The sequence below is a fragment of the Paracoccus versutus genome, assembly GCF_029909795.1.
In the GTDB taxonomy this organism is placed as follows: domain Bacteria; phylum Pseudomonadota; class Alphaproteobacteria; order Rhodobacterales; family Rhodobacteraceae; genus Paracoccus; species Paracoccus versutus.
The window spans coordinates 128,390-146,953 of the sequence record NZ_CP038197.1; the positions used below are offsets into that span (position 1 = coordinate 128,390).

General features: G+C 67.9%; 14 protein-coding genes and 2 pseudogenes. 9 read left to right on the plus strand and 7 right to left on the minus strand.

From position 1 onward, the window contains the following. Positions 1-111 precede the first annotated feature (111 nt). Both E3U25_RS11680 and E3U25_RS11685 read left to right on the plus strand, forming a co-directional pair. Positions 112-1,485 (plus strand): aminotransferase-like domain-containing protein, encoded by a 1,374-nt coding sequence (locus tag E3U25_RS11680; protein WP_114536312.1) that lies wholly within the window; start codon positions 112-114, stop codon positions 1,483-1,485. Between the two features lie 53 nt (positions 1,486-1,538). Further along, a pseudogene (locus tag E3U25_RS11685) lies at positions 1,539-1,991 on the plus strand (beta/alpha barrel domain-containing protein); the annotation flags it as partial. 8 nt (positions 1,992-1,999) lie between these two features. On the opposite strand, the gene E3U25_RS11690 reads toward E3U25_RS11685, so the two are convergent. From E3U25_RS11690 to E3U25_RS11700, 3 genes and pseudogenes are all read right to left on the minus strand, one after another. Beyond that, positions 2,000-2,923 carry a BCCT family transporter gene (locus E3U25_RS11690; RefSeq protein ID WP_338117760.1) on the minus strand — a complete coding sequence of 308 codons (924 nt, stop codon included), beginning with the start codon at positions 2,921-2,923 and terminating at the stop codon, positions 2,000-2,002. 40 nt (positions 2,924-2,963) lie between these two features. Beyond that, positions 2,964-3,980, minus strand: coding sequence for a membrane dipeptidase (locus tag E3U25_RS11695; RefSeq protein WP_116222558.1), 1,017 nt, complete (start codon positions 3,978-3,980; stop codon positions 2,964-2,966). Continuing rightward, a pseudogene (locus E3U25_RS11700) lies at positions 3,977-5,416 on the minus strand (aldehyde dehydrogenase family protein). Before E3U25_RS11700 ends, E3U25_RS11695 begins: the two are co-directional and overlap by 4 nt. A 95-nt stretch (positions 5,417-5,511) precedes the next feature. On the opposite strand from E3U25_RS11700, the gene E3U25_RS11705 reads away from it, so the two are divergent. Next, positions 5,512-6,378, plus strand: coding sequence for a LysR family transcriptional regulator (locus tag E3U25_RS11705; RefSeq protein ID WP_116222559.1), 867 nt, complete (start codon positions 5,512-5,514; stop codon positions 6,376-6,378). Positions 6,379-7,401: 1,023 nt separating this feature from the next. On the opposite strand, the gene E3U25_RS11710 is transcribed toward E3U25_RS11705, so the two are convergent. Further along, complete coding sequence (locus E3U25_RS11710; RefSeq protein ID WP_116222560.1) at positions 7,402-8,796, minus strand: HlyD family type I secretion periplasmic adaptor subunit; 1,395 nt, start codon at positions 8,794-8,796, stop codon at positions 7,402-7,404. Further along, the gene (locus E3U25_RS11715; RefSeq protein WP_116222561.1) at positions 8,793-10,535 is read right to left on the minus strand and encodes a type I secretion system permease/ATPase; all 1,743 of its coding nucleotides are present in this window, start codon (positions 10,533-10,535) and stop codon (positions 8,793-8,795) included. Before E3U25_RS11715 ends, E3U25_RS11710 begins: the two co-directional genes overlap by 4 nt. Positions 10,536-10,695: 160 nt before the next feature. Here E3U25_RS11715 and E3U25_RS11720 point away from each other — a divergent pair, with 160 nt between their 5' ends. Beyond that, positions 10,696-11,433 carry an MlaA family lipoprotein gene (locus tag E3U25_RS11720; protein WP_116222562.1) on the plus strand — a complete coding sequence of 246 codons (738 nt, stop codon included), beginning with the start codon at positions 10,696-10,698 and terminating at the stop codon, positions 11,431-11,433. After that, entirely contained in the window at positions 11,423-12,019 is a 597-nt protein-coding gene (locus E3U25_RS11725; RefSeq protein WP_072461900.1) for an MlaC/ttg2D family ABC transporter substrate-binding protein, read from the plus strand. The genes E3U25_RS11720 and E3U25_RS11725 overlap by 11 nt, the downstream gene beginning before the upstream one ends. A 148-nt stretch (positions 12,020-12,167) precedes the next feature. Here E3U25_RS11725 and E3U25_RS11730 read toward each other — a convergent pair whose 3' ends face one another. Further along, entirely contained in the window at positions 12,168-14,498 is a 2,331-nt protein-coding gene (locus E3U25_RS11730; RefSeq protein WP_072461901.1) for a transglycosylase domain-containing protein, read from the minus strand. A gap of 259 nt (positions 14,499-14,757) precedes the next feature. Here E3U25_RS11730 and E3U25_RS11735 point away from each other — a divergent pair, with 259 nt between their 5' ends. Next, positions 14,758-16,203 carry an ammonium transporter gene (locus E3U25_RS11735; protein WP_208861638.1) on the plus strand — a complete coding sequence of 482 codons (1,446 nt, stop codon included), beginning with the start codon at positions 14,758-14,760 and terminating at the stop codon, positions 16,201-16,203. Positions 16,204-16,273: 70 nt separating this feature from the next. Here E3U25_RS11735 and E3U25_RS11740 read toward each other — a convergent pair whose 3' ends face one another. Then, positions 16,274-17,275 (minus strand): polyprenyl synthetase family protein, encoded by a 1,002-nt coding sequence (locus E3U25_RS11740; protein ID WP_116222843.1) that lies wholly within the window; start codon positions 17,273-17,275, stop codon positions 16,274-16,276. 75 nt (positions 17,276-17,350) lie between these two features. Between E3U25_RS11740 and E3U25_RS11745 the strand changes: the two genes are divergently transcribed. Genes E3U25_RS11745 through E3U25_RS11755 form a run of 3 tightly spaced genes read left to right on the plus strand, consistent with a single transcriptional unit; the run spans position 17,351 to position 18,537 of the window. Next, positions 17,351-17,563 carry a putative signal transducing protein gene (locus tag E3U25_RS11745; protein ID WP_024845043.1) on the plus strand — a complete coding sequence of 71 codons (213 nt, stop codon included), beginning with the start codon at positions 17,351-17,353 and terminating at the stop codon, positions 17,561-17,563. Further along, positions 17,556-18,314 (plus strand): tRNA1(Val) (adenine(37)-N6)-methyltransferase, encoded by a 759-nt coding sequence (locus E3U25_RS11750; RefSeq protein ID WP_116222563.1) that lies wholly within the window; start codon positions 17,556-17,558, stop codon positions 18,312-18,314. Before E3U25_RS11745 ends, E3U25_RS11750 begins: the two co-directional genes overlap by 8 nt. Positions 18,315-18,372: 58 nt before the next feature. Then, complete coding sequence (locus E3U25_RS11755; RefSeq protein WP_072461905.1) at positions 18,373-18,537, plus strand: YdcH family protein; 165 nt, start codon at positions 18,373-18,375, stop codon at positions 18,535-18,537. Positions 18,538-18,564: the final 27 nt, after the last annotated feature.

Genomic DNA, 18,564 nt, shown 5'->3' on the forward strand with positions numbered 1-18,564 from the left:
CAGGCTGGGCTTGCGCTGGCCATAAACTGTCTTAAAATTCATAATGTCATCAAGGGACAGTTGCCGATTTTATGGCCGGGACTGTCCCAGTAAAACTTCCGGGACGGGACCATGAGCAGGGTGGACGCTATCGTCGCGCAGATCAGCGGGCAGATCGCCTCGGGCTTCTATCGTGCCGGGCAGAAGCTGCCATCGGTGCGTGGCGGCGCCGGGCAGTTCGGCGTCTCGAAGAACACCATGGCCGAGGCTTACGACCGTCTGGTGGCGCAGGGACTGGCGGTCGCCCGACAGGGATCGGGCTATTTCATCACCGGCAATCGTCCCCCTCCCGCGCCTCGACCTCGCCCGGATGTGACCGAGGCGACCAGCATCGTCTCGCTTTTGCGCGAACAGCTCGACCAGCATTACGAGACCCGCCCCGGCGACGGGCGTCCACCCGCCACATGGACCGAAGTCGCCGAGATGCGTCGCATCCTGCGTGCCGGACGGCGCAGCGACGGGGCGATCGACTTCGGCTATGGCAGTTCCTGGGGGCTTGGCGCGCTAAGGGATTGGCTGCGCATGTCGCTTGCGGAACGCTCGATCCTGACCGAGCCGGACGGCATCATGCTGACCAGCGGCGTGAACCACGGGCTGGACCTGATCATCCGCCAGCTGCTTGAGCCTGGCGACACGGTGTTCGTGGACAGCCCCGGCTATTATCCCCTGTTCGCCAAGCTGCGCCTGGCCAAGGTCACGGTCGTCCCCGTGCGCCGGATCGAAGACGGGCCCGACCTGGACGATCTTCGGGACAAGCTTGCCGGCCATCGTCCCAAGGTTTTCTTCACCCAAAGCCAGGCGCATAATCCGACCGGCGGGACATTGTCGCCGGCCACGGCCTTCGGCCTGCTGCAACTGGCCGACTTGCACGACTTCCGCATCGTCGAGGACGATATCTTCGCCGACCTGCTTGCGCCGACCCTGCCCAGGCTTGCCGCCTTCGGTCGGCAAGAGCGCGTGCTTTATGTCGGCTCGTTTTCCAAGACGCTGTCGGCCAGCCTGCGCTGCGGCTATATCGCGGGCTCGCCGGATCTGGTCCGCGGTCTCGTCGACCTGAAGATGATCACGACCGTCGCCACCTCGGCGCATGTCGAGCGCCTGGTGACGGACATGATCGAGAGCGGGCAGTATATCAAGCATTTGCGCCGGCTGCGAACCCGAATGCAGGAGGGGGCGAAGGCGACGGTCCAGGCGTTGTCCGAGGTCGGGCTGGATGTGAGCCTGCCGCGGGTGCAAGGCTTCTACCTTTGGGTCCCCCTTCCTGAGACGCTGGACGAAGCCGCCTTTTGCCGCCGTGCGGCCGCGGCAGACATCTTCATCGCCCCGGCCAGCGTCTTCCATACCGAGCGGGATGCCTGCAGAAGGCCCGCCATGCGGGTCAACGTGGCTTATGGGGCTGATCCACGTTTCTGCGCTTTCCTGCGCCGAGAACTCAAATCTGACTGAAAGAGGCATTTCATGACACTATCCGCATCGTCGAGGTCGGTCCTCGCGACGGTTTGCAGAACGAGGCGCGGCCCCTTGGCGTTGATGACCGCGTGGCCATGATCGAGGGCCTGATTTCCGCGGGTCTGAACACCATCGAAGCCGGCAGCTTCGTTTCGCCGAAATGGGTGCCGCAGATGGCCGGCTCGGCCGAGGTGCTGGCGCGCCTGCCACGTCGCCCCGGCCTGACATATCCGATGCTGGTGCCGAACCCCAAGGGCCGGGAAGCGGCGCTGGCTGCCGGTGCCGAGGAAATCGCGATCTTCGCCTCGGCATCCGAGAGCTTTTCGCAAAGGAACATCAACTGTTCCATCGACGAAAGCTTCCAGCGGTTTGCGCCGGTGATGGACGGGGCGCGTGCGGCAGGGGTGCGCGTGCGCGGCTATGTCTCCTGCGCGCTGGGTTGCCCATACGAGGGCAAGGTAGCCCTTTCCGCCGTTCTCGGCGTGTCCCGGCGCCTGTATGATCTCGGCTGCTATGAGCTGTCCCTGAGCGACACCATCGGCATCGGCACGCCTAGCGTCGCCCAGGTCGGGCCGAAGAGCAGGATGAAGACCAGAAGGCCGAAGGCGAGGATCAGGTTCCAGCGCGACATGAACTGGATGCCGCGCTCGAGCCCGGTGATGGCCGAGATGGTGTAGAGCGTCACCAGCAGCAGGATCAGCGTGCTTTGCGTGGCGAAGCTGTCGGGCAGGCCGAACAGCGCGTTCAGGCCATAGGACAGCTGCAGGCCCAGGAAGCCGATGGGTCCGACCGTGCCGGCCACCACGGCGATCACGCAGCAGGTATCCGCCACGATGCCGATCCAGCCGTGGATCGCACGCTGGCCAAAGACCGGATAAAGCAGGGTGCGCGGCGCCAACGGCAGGCCCTTGTCGTAACGGTAATGCATCAGCAGCACCGCGGTCAGCGACCCCAGGATCGCCCAGGCCAGGAAGCCCCAATGCAGATAGGCCTGCGCCAGGCCGATGGTGGCGAGCGATTGCGGATCGGCGTCTGGCCCGGCAAAATAGGGCGGGGTCGAGATGAAATGCGCGATCGGCTCTCCTGCCGCCCAGAACACGCCGCCGCCGGTAAGCAGCGTGGTCATGATCATGGCCGCCCATTGGAAGGTGGTGAGTTCCGGCTTGTCGAGCCCGCCCAGCTTGACGCCGCTGCCCGGCATGAACAGCAGCACGATGCTGATCGCCAGCGTCGCGAACAGCAGGACCTGCCAGTAAACGCCGAACAGCCGGGCCGAGACGGCGAAGCCCCAGTCGATCATCGCGCTGAGCCGCGCCAGATCGGCGACGGCCAGCAGGCAGAACAGCAGGATGAAGCCTGCCGTGATGCCCAGAAGCGGCAGGTTGATCCGGCGCCAGGCACCGGAGATCCCCCGTGGAATGTCGAGATTGCTCATGTCCTTCCTCCCTCGGACAAAGAAATCCGGGCCGGCGGCGCTATTCGGCCGCCCGCCGGATCGGTGTGCGGGCGTCGAGCGGCCCGAAGCTTTCGGCATAGAAACGCGGCCAGTTGCCGCCCATCACGCCGTCGATCTCGGGCTGGGACAGGCCGGCCTTGCGCAGCCCCTCGGCAAAGCCCGCCAGATCGCGATTGTCGCTGTGCCAGGTCACCGGCGCGGGAAAGCCCGGCGCCTCGGCGCCGCCTTCGCCGTAATCCATGCCCTTGGTCCAGCGCCCGACCCGCATCCATTCGACGATGGAATCCGGCTGGTCCTGGCACAGGTCGGTGCCGATGCCGATGTTCTGCGGGCCGGTGATCTCGGCGGTGCGGGCGATCATGTCGCAGAAATCCTGCAATGTGCAGGCGCTGCCGTTGCGCAGGTGATGCGGATAGGTCGACACCCCCAGCATGCCCCCTGATTGGCCAAGCGCCCGCAGCACCTCGTCGGTCTTGTTGCGCAGCGCCGGATGCCAGCTTTTCGCATTGGCATGGGTGATGGCGATGGGGCGGCTGGAATGCTCGATGGCCTCCAGCGTCGAGCGGTCGCCGGAATGGCTCATGTCCACGACCAGGCCGACCCGGTTCATCTCGGCCACCACCTCGCGGCCCATGCGGGTCAGGCCGGTATCCTCGGCCTCGTAGCAGCCCGAGGCGAGCAGCGACTGGTTGTTGTAGCTCAGCTGCATGAAGCGCAGGCCCAGCGTATGCAGGATCTCGACCAGGCCGATATCGTCCTCGATGCAGGACGGGTTTTGCGCGCCGAAAAAGATCGCCGTGCGCCCGGTTTCTTGCGCCAGCCAGATGTCCGCGGCGCTGCGGCCGTGCAGGATCAGTTCGGGGAAACGCTCGAACCAGCGGTTCCAGCGCTCGATGTTCAGCACCGTCTCGCGGAAGGTCTCGTGATAGGTGATGGTGACATGCGCGGCGTCCAGCCCGCCCTGGCGCATCTGGCGGAAGATGCCTTCCGACCAGTTGGCATATTGCAGCCCGTCGATCAGCGGCGCGCGACTCATTCCGGCACCCCCGCCGCGACATAGGCGGTCTTCACCGTGGTATAGAACTCGGCGGCATAGCGGCCCTGTTCGCGCGGGCCGAAGCTGGAGGCGCCGCGACCGCCGAACGGGACGTGGTAGTCGGTGCCTGCCGTCGGCAGGTTCACCATCACGCAGCCCGCCCGCATGTTGGCGCGGAAATGGCTGGCGCGAGCGAGGCTGCGGGTCATGATGCCCGCCGTCAGCCCGAAGGCGCTGTCATTGGCGATGGCGAGCGCCTCGTCATAGCTGCCGGCGCGGATGACGCAGATGATCGGCGCGAACATCTCCTCGCGGTTGATGCGCATGTCGTTTCGGGTGCCGGCAAGGACGGCGGGGGCCATGTAATGGCCCGGCGTGGCCCGCTCCAGCCGGTCGCCCCCGCAAAGCAGTTCGGCGCCTTCCTGCTGGCCGATGCGGATATAGTCGAGGTTCTGTTGCAACTGTCCTTCGCTGACCACCGGGCCGATCTGCCTGCCCTGGTCCAGCGCATGGCCGACCTTCGGCGCCCTGGCCGCCGCCACCAGCCGCTCGACGAAGGCGTCGTGGACCGCCTCATGCACGATCAGCCGCGAGGCGGCGGTGCATTTCTGCCCGGTGCCGCCGAAGGCCGCGTTGGCCGCATGGGCGACGGCCAGGTCCAGATCGGCATCCTCCATGATGAGCATCGGGTTCTTCGAGCCCATCTCCATCTGCAGCTTGGTCATGTTGGCGGCGGCGGCGATGCCGCGCCCGACCGGGACCGAGCCGGTGAAGCCGATGCATCGACCAGCGCGCTTTCGACCAGCCGCTGCCCGACCTCGCGGCCCGGACCGGCGACAAGATTGAAGACGCCTTTCGGAATGTCCTGCCGGGCGATGATCTCGGCCAGCATGATGGCGCTGGCCGGGGTCAGGTTCGCCGGTTTCCAGACCACGGCATTGCCATAGGCCGGCGCCGGGGCGATCTTCCAGGCCGGCGTGGCGACCGGGAAGTTCCAGGGCGAGATGATCGCCACCACGCCCACCGGCTCGCGCCGCACGTCGATCTCGATGCCCGGCCGGACGCTTTCGGCCAGGTCGCCCTGGTTGCGCAGCCTCGGCCGCCGAATAGGTGAAGAACTGGCCGGCGCGATAGACCTCGCCCTTGCCCTCGGCCAGCGGCTTGCCCTCTTCGCGCGCGATCATGCGGCCGATCTCTTCGGCCCGTGCCATCAGCTCGGTGCCGATGGCCATCAGAACGTCGTGCCGCTTCTGGATGCCGGCCGCCCACCATGCCGGCTGCGCGCGGCGCGCCGCCGCCAGCGCCTCGTCCAGCTGCCCGGCGCTGGCCTGCGCGAACTGGCCGATCACATCGCCCAGGTCAGAGGGATTGCGGTTTTCCACCGTGGTCGCGCCGGACTGCCATTGGCCGTCGATGTAGAGTCTGGTCTCGGTCATGGATCTGTCTCCGGTCTGCATTTGCCGAAAACAGATAGACTTCCGGGTTGTTTCAATTAATCTTAAATAACTGAAGTTTATTTCAGAATTTCTGAATGTCGATCAAGCTGGAGATGCTGCGCGTCTTTCAGGTCGTGGCCGAGGCAGGCTCGCTTGGCTGCGCCTCGGCGGTTCTGGGCCGCACACCCTCGGCGGTCTCGATGATGCTGTCGCAATTGCAGGACAATCTGGGCGCCGAGCTGTTCGAGACCGACCGCAAGAACCGCCTGACGCCCCTGGGCGCGCTGGTGCTGGAAGAGGCGAACCGGGCGCTGGACGCCTTCGACCGCAGCGCCTCGGCGATCCGCCGGCATGCCAAGTCCACGGCGGGCCTGGTGCGCATCGCCGCCGTGCCCTCGGCGACCATGGACCGGCTGCCCGAGATCATCGCTCGCTTCCGCCGCCAGCGGCCCGATGTGCGGCTGGAGATCAGCGATGTCGATACCGCGACCGTCCGCCGCCGCATCAAGCTGGACGAGGCGGATATCGGCATCCTCTCGACCTCGGCCGAGGACCAGCAGATCGGCGAGGTGATCCGGCGCGACGCGCTCGGCATCGTCTGCCGGGCGGGCGGGCCGATCTCGCAGGCGGTCGGCTCGGGTGCCGCCCGGTCATGGGAACTGCTGGAGCTGGAGCCGCTGATCGAGAACCCGCTTTGCCACCTGGTCGCGTCCGAGCTGGTTTTCGGCCTGCTGCTGCATTGCAATCTGGAAGCGCGCAACACTACCGCCCTTCTGGCCTTCGTCCGCAGCGGGCTGGGCGCCACGGTCTTGCCGGAAAGCGCCATCTATCACAGCCCCGAGCAGTTGGAATTCGTTGTCCCACGGGACCCCGAAAGCTGGCGCGAGCTGAGGAAGATGCACAGCAGGGACCGGCACCTCAGCCCCGCCGCACAAGCCTTCTGGAACCTGATCGGCGCCTGACCTGGCTTCGGGCAGGATCCGGGCCTGCGTTCCGGATTTCAGCCGGCGGCAGCCTAGCTCGTGTGGGCAACGCCTCGGTCCTGCGTCGCTGCCGGCCCCGGCGGATGCATCGCTGGTCCCACAGGTCCGGCGGGGCGGGGTTTATCGCCTATGGCGCAAGTGGTAAGTCGGGACCCAGCCCAGCCCGGCGGTCCGGGCCGGGCGTGTGGCGCCGGATTGAGTCCGGGATCGGCCGGCATGAAGTGCCCGAGGGACGGGGCTCGACCAACGATGTGGAACTCACCGCCGCTTCCTTCGCTGACGCAGGCCCGCTGTCACAGGTTTGCGGGGTCGACGGGCAGATCAACCCCGGCGGTCCGGGATGTTTTCCGTCATCGAATGATGGCAGCATTCCCTGGGCCACCGTGAAACCCATCCATATGAGCCGATGTATATCAGAAAGCACCGGGCGGGTCTCCGCAGCGTAACTATGTCCCAATAATCCAAGATTAACCTGGCTTGCATCGATCCTGTCTATCCTGGGCATCACCGCGATCGGCGGTGCAAGGCCGACGCGTGCGAAACGATGCAATCTGCGTGAACGGCCGATAGCCTTCATTATTGGTTACATACAGCGTGGCGCGGATCGATAATTGACCGTAGGCCGATTGTTGAAGAGTTGCGCGTCGACATCGGGCGCGGCGAGGAACGCTTGACCAAAGCGAACCGGCGCAGTCGAGGCAGCGCACGCGACGGCCCAGGGTAGGGCTAGCCTTAACTAGCGGGGAAGGGGGGCAAGTGGGGCCGGAGAATGGTGGCGGTGGAACGGCGGTCTCTGGATGGTTTGGAATTGCCATCACCACCGCCATACGCAGCCCTGACAGGCTGATCCACGCGCCGGACGGCGAAGCAACCGGCAGTTACATCATGCTGATGCCCCTTGCGTTGGCGGCGGGCAAGGCGGGGGCTCTGCCCCCGTCGCGCTGGTGCGCGACTCCCCCGGGATATTTGGGCAAGGAAGAATGACGGGGGTCGGGGGCCTTTTCAATTCTCGCGGAAGGCGCGGGTGAAGTAATCCGTCAGCGGCTTGACCAAATAGGCCATCGGGCTGCGTTCGCCGGTCTGGACATAGACCTCGACCGGCATGCCGGGCACCAGTTCCAGACCCTTCAGCTTTTCGGCCTCGGCGGCGGGGATCGTCACCTCGCCGCGGTAATAGGGCACATGCGTCGCCGGGTCGACCAGCGTGTCGGGCGAGACGCGGCTGAGCATCCCGTCGATCTCGGGCGTGGTGCGCGAGGAGAAGGACGAGAAGCGCAGCACCACCTTTTGTCCGGCGTGGACCTCGTCGATGTTGATGGTGGCGATGCGGGCGGCAACCAGCAGCGGCCGGTCCTGCGGGATGATGAACAGGATCGGATCGGCCGGGCGGATCACCGAGCGCGGGGTGGTGATCTGCAATTCCTGCACCACGCCCGAGACCGGGGCGCGGATGTCCAGCCTGGCGATGCGCTCGGCCAGCGCGCGGCGGCGCTCGGCCAGTTCCAGCTCGCGATAGCCCAGCTCACGCAGCTCGGTTTCGGCGGCTTCGCGGCGGGTCGCGGTCTTTTCCAGCCGCGACAGGTCGATTTCGGCCAGCTGCGTCACCGCGCGGGCGCGCGTCGCCGTCGCCTCGCCCAGAAGCCCGTCGAGCCGGGCGGCCTCGCGTTCCAGCGCCAGCACGCGCGGGGCCTGCGCCAGGCCCTTTTCCAGCAAGGACCGCTGGTCGCGCAATTCCTGGGCGATGAAGCCGCGCTGCTGCTCCAGCGCCTGGGTCTGCGCGTCCACGCCGCCGATCTGCGCCTGCACCTGTTCGGATTGCTTGGCCAACTGGCCCAGCGATTGCTCCAGCGTGTCGAGCCGGGCCCGGAACAGGCTGGCCTGCCCCTCCATCAGCGCGGCGAGTTCGGGGCGGCTGGCGGCGGCCTCGACCAGTTCGGGCGGGAAGGCGATCTGCTTGCGGTCGGCGCGCTCGGCCTCGAGCCGGCCGCGGCGGGCGAGGATCTCGAAATACTGCCCCTCGACGATGGCGAGTTCGGTGCCCAGAAGCGCGCCGTCCAGCCGGATCAGCGGCTGGCCGGCGGTCACGCTTTCGCCGTCATGGATCAGGATCTCGGCCACGACCCCGCCATCGGGGTGCTGGACGACCTGGCGGCGCTGCTCGACCTCGACCTGGCCGGGCGCGACCACGGCGCCGGCGATGCGCGCGGTCCAGGACCAGAGCCCGAATCCGCCGACCAGCACCAGCATCGCCGCCAGGCCCAGGATGACCGGGCCTCGCGCCGACCAGTCGGGGCGCTTGGACGGCGGTGGCGCCGGGGCCGGATGCGGGGCCGGCGCGGCGGTCGGCTGGGCGCGCAGATGCGGCGTGGCCTCGGCGGGCTGATTCGGATCGTTCATGTCACCCCTCCGCCGTGGCCCTGGGCACGGGCGATCTGCTCGGCGTTCTTGACCAGGGATTTCAGCACCTCGTCGCGCGGGCCGAAGGCGCGGCGCAGGCCCTGGTCCAGCACCAGCAACAGGTCGCATTCGGTGATCGCTGCCGGGCGATGCGCCATGATGATGACCGCGCCGCCGCGGGCCTTGATGGTGCGGATGGCGAGGTTCAACGCCGTCGATCCCTCGTTGTCGAGGTTCGAGTTCGGCTCGTCCAGGACGAAGATCACCGGGTCGGCGTAAAGCGCGCGCGCCAGGCCGACGCGCTGGATCTGCCCGCCGGAAAGCTGTCCGCCGGCCTGGCTGACGCGGGTGTCGTAGCCCTGCGGCAGGTCCAGGATCATGCGATGCGCGGCGGCGGCCGTGGCCGCGGCGACGACGCGCTGCGGATCGGGCTGCGGCGAGAGGCGGGCGATGTTTTCCGCGATGGTGCCGTCGAACAGCGTGACCTGCTGCGGCAGATAGCCGATCAGCCGGCCAAGCGCGTCCGGGTCGTATTGGTCCAGCGTCGCGCCCCCGAGCCGGATCGAGCCCGAGGCGACGGGCCAGGCGGCGATCAGCGCCCGCGCCAGCGTGGTCTTGCCGGCGCCCGAGGGGCCGATCACCCCCAGCGCCTGGCCGGGGGCAAGGTCGAAGCTGACCCCGCGCAGCATCGCCGCCCCCTGGCCGGGGGGCACGACGGCCAGGTTGCGCACCTCGAGCCGGGCCTCGGGCCGCGGCAGGGGCGTGCGCTGCACGACAGGCGGGCGGCGCGAGAGCAGTTCGGCCAGCCGCTTCCAGCCGTCCTGGGCGCGCTGGACGATGGACCAGCCGCCCACCACCTGCTCGACCGGGGCCAGCGCCCGGCCCATCAGGATCGACGAGGCGATCATGGCGCCCGGCGTCACCTCCTGGCGCAGCACCAGCCAGGCGCCGGCGGCCAGGAGCGCGCTTTGCAGAAACAGCCGGAAGGTGCGGGAGAAGACGGTGAAGCTGGTGGCGCGATCGCTGGCGCGCAGCGTCGCCTCGGTCGCCTTGTCGCGCGCCGCCTGCCAGCGCCGGAAGGCCGCCGCCCGCATGCCGAGCGAGCCGATCAGCTCGCCCTCGTCGCGGTAGAGGTCGGACATGCGCTCGGCCGACTGGCCGGCGATGCCCGCCTGCTGCAGCAGGTCGCGGCTGAGCCATTGGTTCAGCAGCGTCGCCGCGACCAGCACCGCCATGCCGGCCGTCGCTACCGCGCCCAGGATCGGGTGGAAGATGAAGACCGCCGCCAGGAAGAACGGTGCCCAGGGCAGGTCGAACAGCGCCATCAGCACCGGCGAGGCGATCAGCCGCTGCACCGCCTCGAGATCGCGCATCCCGCCGCGCACCACCAGCTCCGAGCCGGCGGCCTGGCCGTCCTGCAAGGCGGCGGTGAAGACCCGCCCCTCCATCCGTTCCTGGAAGCGGGCGGCGATGCGGGACATGACGCGGTTGCGCGCCAGGTCGATCACCCCCATCAGCGCGAAGAGAAAGGCGACCAGCAGGAACAGCGCCGTCAGCGTCTCGACCGAGCGGCTGGCCAGGACGCGGTCATAGACCTGCATCATGAACAGCGGCCCGGTCAGCATCAGCAGGTTCACCGCGAATGAGAACAGGCCGACCATGGCATAAAGCTGCCAGGCCAGTCCGCGCGCGGATTTCAGCTCGCTTTGGCCGTCATGTCGCATCGGCGGCAAGGCCATGCCGGTTCCTTCCTTGTCATCCTGACCGGGCTTGCCCGGAATCGCCCCAGCGCATATCCCAAAGCGCAGCCGTGAAACAGTCCGCCGCCGCCCCGCCGTCTGCCCCGAGGCGAATCGCCGCTGGTCCGCCGAGTCTTAGCTTCAGAAGGTTATCAAAAGCTTGTCTGCATGGAACTTTTCCCTTCTCCTTGTCGCGACCGTGACGCTGGTGGCCTGTTCGGACCGCGACGGCGACGGCATCCATGACCCCTATGAGCCGATGAACCGCAAGGTCCATGCCTTCAACCGCGGGCTGGATGCGCATGTCGTCAAGCCGCTGGGCGCCGGCCTGTCGGGCGGCGAGGGTGGCGAGGGCGGCGGGATCGGCAGCCATGCCGTTGCGGGGCTTGGCAATTTCGGCGCGAACCTGGCGCAGCCGGGCAGGGTGGTGAACCACCTGCTGCAGGGCAGGCCGGGGCCGGCGGCGCGCAGCACCCTGCGCTTTCTGGTGAACACCACGGTCGGCATGGCGGGTTTCCTCGATCCCGCCGCCAGCGATTTCGCCCTGCCCGAGGAGGATACGGATTTCGGCCAGACGCTTGCCCGCTGGGGGGTCGGCGAGGGGCCCTATCTGGAACTGCCGCTGATCGGCCCCTCGACCGGGCGCGATGCGGTGGGCCGCGTCGTCGACCTGGCCATCGACCCGATGCGCGGCTGGCTCAACCGCGACCAATACCTGATCGGCATGGGGGCGCGGCTTGCCTCAAAAGCCGGTGAACGGGGCCGTTTCGGCGATTCCGTCGATTCCATCCTGCACGAAAGCGCCGATAGTTATGCCCAGACGCGGCTGATCTGGTTGCAGCATCGCCGCCACGAACTGGGCGAGGAAGGAGAACACATTGACCCTTATGCCGAATGACACCCGCCGCGGGTTCCTGGGCCTGGTCGGCGCGGGACTGGCCATCGCCGCCCGGCCCGCCTGGGCGCTCGACACCGGCGAGGCGCGGGCACTGATCGAGAAATCCCTGGCCGAAGTCTATGCCGTCATCAACTCCGGCCAACCCCCGGCGCAGATGTATCGCGCCTTCGAGGCGATCTTCGCGCGCTATGCGGATGTCGAGATCATCGCCCGCTCGGCGCTGGGACCGGCGGCGCGCCAGGCGGGCGGGGCCGAGTTCGCCGCCTATCGCCAGGCGTTCCAGGGCTATATCGGCCGCAAATACGGCAAGCGCTTCCGCGAGTTCATCGGCTCGAAGATCGAGGTGACGGGCGCCAAGCCGGTAAAATCCTTCTTTGCCGTGACCTCGGTCGCCTATCTCAAGGGTCGCAGCCCGATGGAGGTGGAGTGGCATGTCTCGGACAAGTCCGGGAAAAGCCGGTATTTCAACATCATCATCGAGGGGGTGAACATGCTCGCCTCGGAACGGGCCGAGATCGGGGCGATGCTGGCGCGGCGCAAGGGCGATCTGGCGGCGCTGACCGCCGACCTGCAACAGGCGGGCTGAGCCCCCCGCCGCCCAGGATCATGAAAAAGCGCTTCTTCGTTCCTTAAATACTCGCTGCAACGGTGCAAACCCGCGCAAGCGCGGCAGAAAGGGGCCAAACCCCATCCACCAAAGGAAAAGGCCGGTCCCCCAGGGGCCGGCCTTCCTGCTATTGCTGATAGACCCCTTCGATGCCGCGCAGCGCCTGGGTCAGCGCGTCGTCGGTGCCGGGCGGCGGCATCTCGGCCTCGGGGCCGCTGGTGACGGTCTCGGCCGGGAAGGTCGGCGGGCCGCCGGGCGTCTGCACGCCGGGGTCGGGCAGGGCGCGTCCGGCCTCGGCCGAGGGCTGGGCCTGGCCGCCTTGCGGCGAAGGCTGGCCAAGCGCCTCGGAAAGCGCGGCGGCCAGCGGATCGGCCGCGCCCTCGCCGCCGGTGCTGACCACCTGCGGCACGGCGCTGTCGGGATCGAAGGCGAAATTGCCCAGGGGCTCGACCGGCAGGCCCTCGTGGATCTCGGTCATCACCGCCTGCCAGATCTCGGCCGGCAGCCCGCCGCCGGTCACGCCCTTCAGCGGCGTGTTGTCGTCATAGCCCATCCAGACCCCGGTCACATATTGGCCGGTGAAGCCGATGAACCAGGCGTCGCGATAGCTCGAGGTGGTGCCGGTCTTGCCTGCCGCCGGACGGCCGGGCAGCCTGGCGCGGGTGCCGGTGCCGCGCTCGATCACCTGCTGCATCATGCCGATCAGCTCGCGCGACGCCTTTTGCGAGATCACGCGCTGGCCCATGCCGCCGACCTGGCCGATCAGCGCCTGGTCGTCGCCCTTGATGCGCAGCTCGACCAGGCCATAGGGGCTGACGGCGGTGCCGCCGTTGCGGATGCCGGCATAGGCGCCGGTCATCGCCAGCAGCGTCGATTCCGACACGCCGAGCCCCAGCGAGGGGCCGCTGGCCAGGTCGCTGGCAAAGCCGAAATCCTGCGCCACGCGGCGCACGGCATCGCGGCCGGCGATTTCCTGCAGGCGGATGGTGGCGGTGTTCAGCGATTGCGACAGGGCGCGGGTCAGCGTCACCTCGCCCGAATAGCGGCGGGTGTAGTTCTGCGGCGACCACGGCCCCGAGCCGCGCACGTTGATGGTCAGCGGTGCGTCCAGCACCGTGTCGTTCGGGCTGTAGCCCTGGTCCAGCGCGGCGGCATAGACGAAGGGCTTGAAGCTGGAGCCGGTCTGCCGCTTGGCCTGGGTCGCGCGGTTGAAGGTGCCGGTCGCGGTATTGTCGCGCCCGCCGATCATCGCGCGCACCGCGCCGTCGGGCGACATGACCACCACGGCCGCCTGCGCCTTGGAGCCCTCGGCGACCTTTTCGTCGAAGATGCGCTTCAGCGCACGCTCGGCGGCGCGTTGCACGCGCTGGTCGAAGGTGGTGGTGATGGTGACGTCCTCGGTCGTCTCGCTGGTCAGGAAACCGGGGCCGGATTCCATCACCCAATCGGCGAAATAGCCGCCGGCCCGCGCCGCCGCCGCCTTGGACAGCACCGCCGGCTGCGCCTTGGCCTCGGCGAATTGCTTGTCGTCCAGATAGCCCTGGTCGTGCATCAGCCCCAGGATCACCGTGGCCCGGTCTTGCGCCCGCTGCAGGTTCGAGGTCGGCGCGAAATAGCTGGGCGCCTTGAGCAAGCCGGCCAGCATCGCCGCCTCGGCCGCGTTCACCTCGGCCGCCGACTTGTCGAAATAGCGCTGCGCCGCCGCCTCGAAGCCGCGCGCCCCTGCGCCCAGGTACGAGCGGTTCATGTAGATGTTCAGGATGTCCTGCTTGGAGTATTTGAACTCCATCGCCAGCGCATAGGGCACTTCCTTGACCTTGCGCCAGATCGAGGACTTGCGGCATTCCGCCTCGAAATCGGCCTCGGACTTCCAGCGGATCGGGTCGAAGGTCTCGCCCAGGCACAGAAGCTTGGCGACCTGCTGGGTGATGGTCGAGCCGCCGTTGCCCTCCAGCGGGCCGCGGCCGGCGGCCATGTTGATCTTGATCGCGCTGGCGATGCCCTGCGGGTCCACGCCCGGATGGCGATAGAATCGCTTGTCTTCGGTCGCGACCACCGCGTCCTTCAGCACCGGGGCGATCTTGTCGGCGCTGACCATGCCGAAAGTTTCGCCACGCCAGGCAAAGACCCGGCCCTCGGTATCCTGCATGGTGACGGAACCGCGGGCACGGCCGTCGAAAAGCGCCGCAGGTTCGGGCAGCGTGGTGTAGAAATAGAAGCTGGCGGCCAGCAGAATCAGCGCCACCGTCAGCCCCAGCCGCCAGAACGAACCCCAGACCACCCGCCACACCAGCGCGATGATTCCCGCGATTCCCCGCGTCACCACATTGCCGCCGCGCTGCCGCCTGGGCGGCTTGCCAGGGGACGATCCGCCGGTTCGTTTCTGCGCTTTCTGAGGGGCTTGGTCGAAATTGCGCTTGTCCGCGACAATGCGGCCCTTGCCGGTCGGTTTCTTCATGCCTGCTTTCCTGCCCGGCCGATTGCTCCGGCCCGTTGGCGCGCAACATACATCAAAGCCAAGGGCTTGAGAACCGAGATGACCTATCAGTGAACTGCCGCCTCCGGCCGCAAAACCCGGCATTCCTGCCCCAAATTCAGGCAGGAGAGGGGCGGGATGGGCCGAAAGCTGCACAAACCTTGTGCCTGGGCGGGGCCGGCGGGTTTCCTGACCGGGACATGGAACTGCTGCAACGCAGAAAGAAGGTGCAGGAAACATGATGAGACCAACCGCGATCAAACCCATGATCCCGGCGCTCGCCCTCCCGCTGATCGGGCTGGCGGTGCCGGCCCTGGCGCAGGATGCCGAGGCCCCGGCGGCGACCGTCGAAGCCGTCGTCGAGACCCTGGCGCCCATCGTCGACAAGGGCGACACCACCTGGATGATGATTTCGGCCATCCTGGTCATGGCCATGTCCATTCCGGGGCTGGCGCTGTTCTATGGCGGGCTGGTGCGCGCCAAGAACATGCTGTCGGTGCTGATGCAGGTCTTTACCGTCTTCTGCATCATGTCGATCCTGTGGGTCTGCTTCGGCTATTCGCTGGCCTTCACCGGCGCCGGCTCGGCCGAGGAGGCGACCTGGCTGACCCCGTTCATCGGCGGCTTCTCCAAGGCGTTCCTGGCCGGCGTCGACACCTCGTCCCTGGCCGAGACCTTCACGACGAACGTCTATGTGCCGGAATATGTCTTCATCATCTTCCAGATGGCCTTCGCCTGCATCGCGCCGGCGCTGATCGTCGGCGCCACGGTCGAGCGGATGAAATTCGCGGCCATGCTGGCCTTCGTGGTGATCTGGTTCTTCTTCTCCTACCTGCCGATGGCCCATATGGTCTGGTGGTGGGGCGGCCCCTCGGCCTTCGACGCGCCCGGCGGCTTCCTCTTCGGCCATGGCGACCTGGACTTCGCGGGCGGCACGGTCATCCACATCAACGCCGGCGTCGCCGGTCTGGTCGCCGCGCTGGTCGTCGGCCCGCGGCTGGGCTACGGCAAGGAGCTGATGGCGCCGCACAACCTGCCCTTCACCTTCCTGGGCGGCTGCCTGCTGTGGATTGGCTGGTTCGGCTTCAACGCCGGCTCGAACATGGAGGCCACCGGCACCGCCGCCATGGCGATCCTGAACACCACCGTCGCCACCGCCGCCGCCGCGCTGGCCTGGGCCTTTGGCGAATGGCTGCTGCGCGGCCATCCCTCGCTGCTGGGCGGGGTCTCGGGCGCCATCGCCGGCCTGGTCGGCATCACGCCCGCCGCCGGTTTCGTCGGCCCCATGGGCGCCATCGTCATCGGCCTGGCCGCGGGCTTCCTGTGCATGTGGTTCGTCATCAGCCTGAAGGCCAAGCTGGGCGTGGACGAAAGCCTGGACGTGTTCGGCATCCACGGCGTGGGCGGCATCGTCGGCGCCATCCTGACCGGCGTCTTCGCCGCGCCCTCGCTGGGCGGCTCGGGCATCTACGACTATGCGACGGAATCGGTCTCGGCCAGCTATGACATCGCCGGCCAGGTGATGACCCAGACGCTGGGCGTGATCGTAGCGGTGGTCTGGTCGGCCGTGGTCTCGTTCATCGCGCTGATGATCGTCAAGGCGGTGATCGGCCTGCGCGTCTCGGGCAATGACGAGCGGCAGGGCCTGGACGTCACCACCCATGGCGAGAACGCCTATAACAACTGAGGCAGCGCTTCAGGCAAAGGAAAAGCCCGGCACATGCGCCGGGCTTTTTCATTTGCGCGGGGGGCCTTGGTCAGGACAGGCGCGAGACCACGAAATCCGCCAGGTCCGCCAGGATGCGGCGCAGGGGCTGGTCGGGCGCGGCTTGCAGCGCGGCCTTGGCACGGCCGGCCCAGGCGATGGCATCGGCGCGGGCGGCCTCCAGCGCCTCGCGGCGGCGCAGGATCTCCAGCGCGGCGGCAAGGTCGGCCTCGTCCTGCCGGCCCTGGCCGATGGTGCGTTCCCAGAAGGCGCGCTCGGCCTCGTCGGCGCGGGCGATGGCCTTGATCACCGGCAGCGTCAGCTTGCGCTCGCGGAAATCGTCGCCGACGTTCTTGCCGATGGTCGTGGTCGAGCCGCCGTAATCCAGCAGGTCGTCCACGATCTGGAAGGCGATCCCCAGCGCATCGCCATAGTCGAACAGCGCCCGCTGCACCGCCGGGTCGGCGCCGGCCACCACCGCCCCCGCCTCGGTCGCGGCGGAAAACAGCGCCGCGGTCTTGCCGCGCACGATCTGGATATAGGTGTCCTCGGTGGTCGAGACGTCCTGCGCGGCGGTCAGCTGCAGCACCTCGCCCTCGGCGATGGTGGCGCTGGCATTGGCCAGGATGCGCATGACCTGCATGCTTTCCGTATCCGCCATCAGCTGGAAGCTGCGCGCGAACAGGTAGTCGCCGACCAGCACGCTGGACTTGTTGTCCCACAGAAGGTTGGCCGTCGGCCGGCCGCGCCGCTGCTGGCTTTCATCGACCACGTCGTCGTGCAGAAGCGTCGCGGTATGGATGAACTCGACCGCCGCGGCCAGCAGCACATGGCTGTCGCCGCCATAGCCGCACAGCCGCGCCGCCGCCAGCACCAGCATCGGCCGCAGCCGCTTGCCGCCGGCCTCGACCAGATGCGCGGTCACTTCCGGAATGCGGGGGGCGTGGCGGCTGGCCATGCGCTCGCGGATCAGCGCATTGACCCGGTCCATATCCCCGGCCAGTTCCACGGAGAGCCGGTCGAGCGGCTTGGAGACGTTTTCGTTCATGCCCATCAGCGATCCCCTTTCGCCGCCAGCCATTGCCACGCCATGGACACATGCGCAACAGCCGCGTAACTTTCCCATGTCATGAAAGAGCTTCTGCGCACCACCGACCCGCTTCTCATCACCCGCGCCGCCGACCTGCTGGCGGCCGAGGGGATCCATGCCTTTCCGCTGGACCAGCACATGAGCGTGCTGGAGGGCTCGCTGGGCATCTTGCCGCGGCGGCTGATGGTGGCGGACCGCGACCTGTTCATGGCGCGCGCCATCCTGCGGGACAATCGCATCCATCATGACTGAGCTGCGCGAGGACGGGTTCCTCGGCGGCCGGCTGCGCATCGCCCAGCCCGCGCGCGGCTATCGCGCCGGGGCGGATGCGGTGATGCTGGCGGCGGCTTGCCCGGCGCGGCCGGGCGACAGCGTGCTGGAACTGGGCTGCGGGGCGGGGGTAGCGATGCTCTGCCTGGGCGTGCGGGTGCCGGGCCTGCGGCTGGCCGGGCTGGAACTGCAGCCAGCCTATGCCGAGCTGGCGCGACGCAATGCCGCAGCCAATGCCATCCCGGCCGAGCTGCATGAGGGCGACCTGGCCCGGATGCCCACCGCCCTGCGCGGCCAAAGCTTCGACCATGTGATCGCCAACCCGCCCTATTTCACCGGCGGTCCGCCGGCGCCCGATGCCGGCCGCGGTCGCGCCCGGCACGAGGCGACGCCCCTGCCGCTGTGGATCGAGGCCGGGCTGCGCCGCCTGCGGCCCGGCGGCTGGCTGACGCTGATCCAGCGCGCCGCCCGGCTGGCCGAGATCCTGGCTGCGCTTTCACCCCTGGCCGGGGCGATCACGATCCTGCCAGTCGCGGCGCGCGAGGGGCGCGAGGCGGGGCGCGTCATCGCCTGCGCCCGCAAGGGCGCGCGCGCGCCGCTGCGCCTGCTGTCGCCCTTTGTCATGCATGCAAAACCGTCACATTCCGGCGACGAAGAGGATCTGACAAAGGCCGCGCAGGCGGTTTTGCGCGAGGGTGCGGCACTTTCGCTCGGCGGGCCGAATTTCCGGTGACAATGTGACGATTCTATGCTGCAATCCCTTGGTTCGATCAATCCAAGAGGAGGACGGAATGTCGGTTGAATCCCATGTGCAGGAGCTTCGCCGCAAACATCAGTCACTTTCGAACGCCATCGAGGCCGCGCATCGCAGCCCCGGCACGGATGACCTCACCATCGCCCGGATGAAGAAGGAAAAACTTCGCCTCAAGGAAGAGATCACGCGCCTGTCGCATTGACCTGCGGCACGGGCGGGCCTGGCCCGC

What these genes read in the sequence shown, in the direction of transcription:
- E3U25_RS11680 (WP_114536312.1), top strand. Translation starts at nt 112, where the DNA reads ATGAGCAGGGTGGACGCTATCGTCGCGCAGATCAGCGGGCAGATCGCC.
- E3U25_RS11690 (WP_338117760.1), bottom strand. Translation starts at nt 2,923, where the DNA reads ATGAGCAATCTCGACATTCCACGGGGGATCTCCGGTGCCTGGCGCCGG.
- E3U25_RS11695 (WP_116222558.1), bottom strand. Translation starts at nt 3,980, where the DNA reads ATGAGTCGCGCGCCGCTGATCGACGGGCTGCAATATGCCAACTGGTCG.
- E3U25_RS11705 (WP_116222559.1), top strand. Translation starts at nt 5,512, where the DNA reads ATGTCGATCAAGCTGGAGATGCTGCGCGTCTTTCAGGTCGTGGCCGAG.
- E3U25_RS11710 (WP_116222560.1), bottom strand. Translation starts at nt 8,796, where the DNA reads ATGAACGATCCGAATCAGCCCGCCGAGGCCACGCCGCATCTGCGCGCC.
- E3U25_RS11715 (WP_116222561.1), bottom strand. Translation starts at nt 10,535, where the DNA reads ATGGCCTTGCCGCCGATGCGACATGACGGCCAAAGCGAGCTGAAATCC.
- E3U25_RS11725 (WP_072461900.1), top strand. Translation starts at nt 11,423, where the DNA reads ATGCCGAATGACACCCGCCGCGGGTTCCTGGGCCTGGTCGGCGCGGGA.
- E3U25_RS11730 (WP_072461901.1), bottom strand. Translation starts at nt 14,498, where the DNA reads ATGAAGAAACCGACCGGCAAGGGCCGCATTGTCGCGGACAAGCGCAAT.
- E3U25_RS11735 (WP_208861638.1), top strand. Translation starts at nt 14,758, where the DNA reads ATGAGACCAACCGCGATCAAACCCATGATCCCGGCGCTCGCCCTCCCG.
- E3U25_RS11740 (WP_116222843.1), bottom strand. Translation starts at nt 17,275, where the DNA reads ATGGGCATGAACGAAAACGTCTCCAAGCCGCTCGACCGGCTCTCCGTG.
- E3U25_RS11745 (WP_024845043.1), top strand. Translation starts at nt 17,351, where the DNA reads ATGAAAGAGCTTCTGCGCACCACCGACCCGCTTCTCATCACCCGCGCC.
- E3U25_RS11750 (WP_116222563.1), top strand. Translation starts at nt 17,556, where the DNA reads ATGACTGAGCTGCGCGAGGACGGGTTCCTCGGCGGCCGGCTGCGCATC.
- E3U25_RS11755 (WP_072461905.1), top strand. Translation starts at nt 18,373, where the DNA reads ATGTCGGTTGAATCCCATGTGCAGGAGCTTCGCCGCAAACATCAGTCA.